General features: G+C 32.4%; 1 pseudogene. It reads left to right on the top strand.

Features of this window, described 5'->3' with window-relative positions:
* Window positions 1-54: 54 nt before the first annotated feature.
* Window positions 55-524: pseudogene (locus CUN85_RS12845) on the top strand (IS5/IS1182 family transposase); the annotation flags it as partial.

Raw genomic sequence — 524 nt, 5'->3', positions numbered from 1 at the left:
TTTAAAAAGGATAAAACCCCAAAGTGTTAACTTGCTAGCGAAAACACAAAGGGGATGTTTAGTGTTTTGTCTAATAAGTACTTAAACTTTGTTGATGCAGCGCTAGCTGCATCAGGAAACTCACATTTGGAGATATACAGTTGTAAGTATTCCAAAAGAAAATATACACAACATCAGCTATTGACATTGGTTTTGTTAAAGGAGTACCTGAAGACTGATTACAGGAGTATTGTTGAACTTGTTCAACTGATGGATTCAGTTAAGTCAAAAATTGGATTAAAACAAGTTCCACATTATAGTACACTTCATAAGTTCGTTAGAAGAATTAAATCTGTTTACTTCAATGGATTATTAAAGCAAACACTTGATCTGTTCTACTCACATGGAGAAAGAATAAAAGTTACTGCTATTGATTCAAGTGGATTTACCAGTGGTTATTGTAGTTACTACTATTCACTCAGGACAAAGAAGAAACGCAGATCATTCATGAAAGTAAGTATTTCTGTTGATACTAATAAGTTAAT

It is taken from the genome of Methanolobus halotolerans, assembly GCF_004745425.1.
Classification (GTDB): Archaea; Halobacteriota; Methanosarcinia; order Methanosarcinales; family Methanosarcinaceae; genus Methanolobus; species Methanolobus halotolerans.
Note: the sequence above shows the minus strand (reverse complement) of the source record. Positions and strands in the feature narration are given on the sequence as shown.